Below are 2,772 nucleotides of genomic sequence, written 5' to 3'. Positions count from 1 at the left end.
CGCGGCCGGGGGCAGCAGGGACGGCGAGGTGGCCGGGTCGTAGACCTCCATGGTGGAGGTCATCACGTAGCGGGCGGTGCGGCCGGCGAAGACCCGGCGGGCGACGTCGGCGTGCGAGGGCGTGTAGCAGACCTGGTCCACGACGGCGTCGAAGGCCCGGCCGTCCAGGGCGCGGGCGAGCGCCGCCGCGTCCGCCCGGTCGGCGACGACGTGCTCGGCCCCGGGCGGCGGCGCGGCCGAGCCCCGGTTGACCACGGTCACGCGGTCCCCGCCGGCCAGCAGCAGGCGGATCAGGCGGCGGCCGAAGTAGCGGTTGCCGCCGATGACGCAGATGTGTCGCATGCGGCCAAGACTGGCCCGGACGGCGTCAGCAGTGGTAGTGGTGACTTGCTGGCCTCGTGTTAAGGAGAACTGTTGATCGACGCCCACCGGCTCAGGGTGCTGCGGGAGGTGGCCGCGCACGGCAGCTTCAACCGGGCGGCGGCCGCGATGCTGCTCACGCCGTCCGCCGTCTCGCAGCAGATCGCCGCGCTGGAACGGCAGCTCGGCACCCCGGTCGTCACCCGCAGCACCCGCGGCGTGGCCCTCACCGAGCCGGGCCGGCTGCTGGTGGAGACGGCCGAGACGATCGCGGCCGAGCTGCGGCACGCCCGGGAGCGGATCGACGAGCTGGCCTCGGGGCGCAGGCGGCTGACCGTGGCCACCTTCACCAGCGGCGGCCGCGCGCTGCTGCCCGGCGTGCTGGCGCGGTTCGTCGCCGCCCATCCCGAGGTCGCGACGAACGTGGTCGAGCGGGAGCCGGAGGACAGCCTGCCGCTGGTCCGGCGCGGCGAGGCCGACCTGGCGATCGCCTACCACTTCGACGGGCCGCTGCCGGTGCTGCCCGGCGACCGCACGGGGCTGGCCTGGACGCCGCTGGCCGAGGACCCGCTGTCGGTGGCGCTGCCGGCCGCCCATCCGCTGGCCGGCCGGGCGTCGCTGGACCTGACCGAGCTGGCCGAGCAGCCGTGGGTGATCGGCTGCTCCAAGACCGAGGCGTTCCTGCGCGGGTACGCCGCCGCGGCCGGGTTCGAGCTGCGGGTCAGCGGCTCCACCACCGACTACCACCTGGCGCAGGCGCTCACGGCGGCCGGGCTGGGCGTCAGCCTGGTGCCGTCCATCTGCCTGGCGCGCGACACGCCCGGCCTGGCCGTCGTGCCGCTGAACCCGCCGCGCCCGGCCCGCTACCTCGGGATCGCCACCGCCCTGCGGCGCGACCACCCGCTGGTGCCGACGCTGGTCGAGTGGCTGCGCGAGGAGGCCGCGGCACTGGGACGGCAGCGGACCGATCCTGTCCGCCGGTGATGTCACAGTGTCCCCGGGAACCTTTTCCCGCACCGAACGGAGTGATTCATATGAGCCGCCATGTCCAGATCACCTTCGACGCCCACGACCCGAAGGCGCTGTCGACGTTCTGGCGTGACGCGCTGGGCTACGTCCACCCCGGCCCGCCCGGGGTCGAGCTGCCGCAGGGCGCCGACCCGCTGGCCGCCTGGGACGACTTCCTGGCCGGGATGGGCGTCCCCGAGGAGGAGCGCGACACGCGGTCGGCCATCGAGGACCCCGACGGCCGGGGCCCCCGGGTGTTCTTCCAGCGGGTGCCGGAGGGCAAGGCCGCCAAGAACCGCGTGCACCTCGACGTCCGGGCGGCTCCCGGGCTGCACGGCGAGGAGCGCATGGCGGCGCTGGAGGCCGAGTGCGAGCGGCTGGTCGGCCTGGGCGCGACGCGGGTGCGGCGACACGAGCCCGGGCCCCCGTTCGCCGCCGGCCACATCGTGATGACCGACCCCGAGGGCAACGAGTTCTGCCTCGACTGACGTCCAGGACGCCCAGCTGACGAATCAGTCGCCGGCACACCTGCAGGGCACGATGACCAGCGTGCCCGCTTCGATGTGGGTCACCTTCTTCGCGCCGAGGCAGAAGCGGCACTTCAGCGTCTCGGCGATCCACGGGTCGGACCACACGTTGTGCTGCCAGGCCGGCGGCGGCCCGTCCGGGGGCGGTTCCGCGCCGCGCTCGGCGGGCTCGTTCTCGCCGCCCACCTGGCCGAGGCCGCCGCAGAACGTACAGGAAAGGAACAGCTCGCCGAGCTGCACGCCGCGGCGGCCCTGGCATTCGGGGCAGGTGATCGGGTCCGTCACTTACGGCCGGTCCCGCTGCAGGACTTGCACGACACCCCGGACTGCTTCACCGGACGCTCTTCCTGCTCGTCGTCGTACGCCATACTGCGGACGGTAGCCGAGCATGCGCAGGCTGTCTGTCGCCTGACGGATCTGGTTGCGCTCACCTCAGCCGCGCGCGGGGAAGGCAGAAGGTGAGTGCTGCGAGAATGGCCGCATGGCCAAGCTGACCGGAGCTCAGATCGCACAGGAGGGGCCGGCGGGGTGGGCGTACCTGCTCGGCAGCCTGCACACCCGACTCCACACCGGCACGTTCGCGGCCGGGCTCGCACTCGTCGACGCCATCGGGGCGGTGGCCGAGGAGATGGACCACCATCCCGACCTCGACCTGCGCTACACCCATGTCGACGTCCGGCTGTCCAGTCACGACGCGGGCGGCGTCACCGAGCGCGACCTGCGGCTGGCGCGCGCGGTCACGACGCTCGCCGCCGACGCCGGGGTGCGCCTCGACCCGGCGTCCGTCTCCGTGCTCGAACTCGGCCTCGACACCCCCGCGCGGGACACGGTCCGGCCGTTCTGGGCGGCGGTGCTGGCGGTGCCCGCCGACGACCGG

Annotated in this window: 5 protein-coding genes; 3 read left to right on the top strand and 2 right to left on the bottom strand. The window is 74.1% G+C overall.

What is annotated here, in order from left to right; all coding sequences use genetic code 11:
- A partial coding sequence (locus tag ACWCSD_RS51060; protein ID WP_449926878.1) for an NAD-dependent epimerase/dehydratase family protein occupies positions 1 to 342 on the bottom strand: 342 nt, incomplete at its 3' end.
- 72 nt (positions 343 to 414) lie between these two features.
- Between ACWCSD_RS51060 and ACWCSD_RS51055 the strand changes: the two genes are divergently transcribed.
- Together ACWCSD_RS51055 and ACWCSD_RS51050 are read left to right on the top strand one after the other, a co-directional pair.
- Complete coding sequence (locus ACWCSD_RS51055; RefSeq protein WP_397164027.1) at positions 415 to 1,344, top strand: LysR family transcriptional regulator; 930 nt, start codon at positions 415 to 417, stop codon at positions 1,342 to 1,344.
- A gap of 50 nt (positions 1,345 to 1,394) precedes the next feature.
- Positions 1,395 to 1,856, top strand: a complete 462-nt coding sequence (locus ACWCSD_RS51050) for a VOC family protein (protein ID WP_449926875.1) — start codon at positions 1,395 to 1,397, stop codon at positions 1,854 to 1,856.
- 24 nt (positions 1,857 to 1,880) lie between these two features.
- Here the strand turns inward: ACWCSD_RS51050 and ACWCSD_RS51045 are convergent, their stop codons facing one another.
- Positions 1,881 to 2,180, bottom strand: a complete 300-nt coding sequence (locus ACWCSD_RS51045) for a hypothetical protein (RefSeq protein ID WP_449926872.1) — start codon at positions 2,178 to 2,180, stop codon at positions 1,881 to 1,883.
- Between the two features lie 196 nt (positions 2,181 to 2,376).
- On the opposite strand from ACWCSD_RS51045, the gene ACWCSD_RS51040 reads away from it, so the two are divergent.
- Positions 2,377 to 2,772: 4a-hydroxytetrahydrobiopterin dehydratase (locus ACWCSD_RS51040; protein WP_449926869.1), on the top strand; the 396-nt coding region annotated here is incomplete at its 3' end.

This window comes from Nonomuraea sp. NPDC001684 (genome assembly GCF_053596515.1).
The sequence above is the reverse complement of the archived record's forward strand: the minus strand, read 5'-3'. Positions and strand labels throughout refer to the sequence as shown.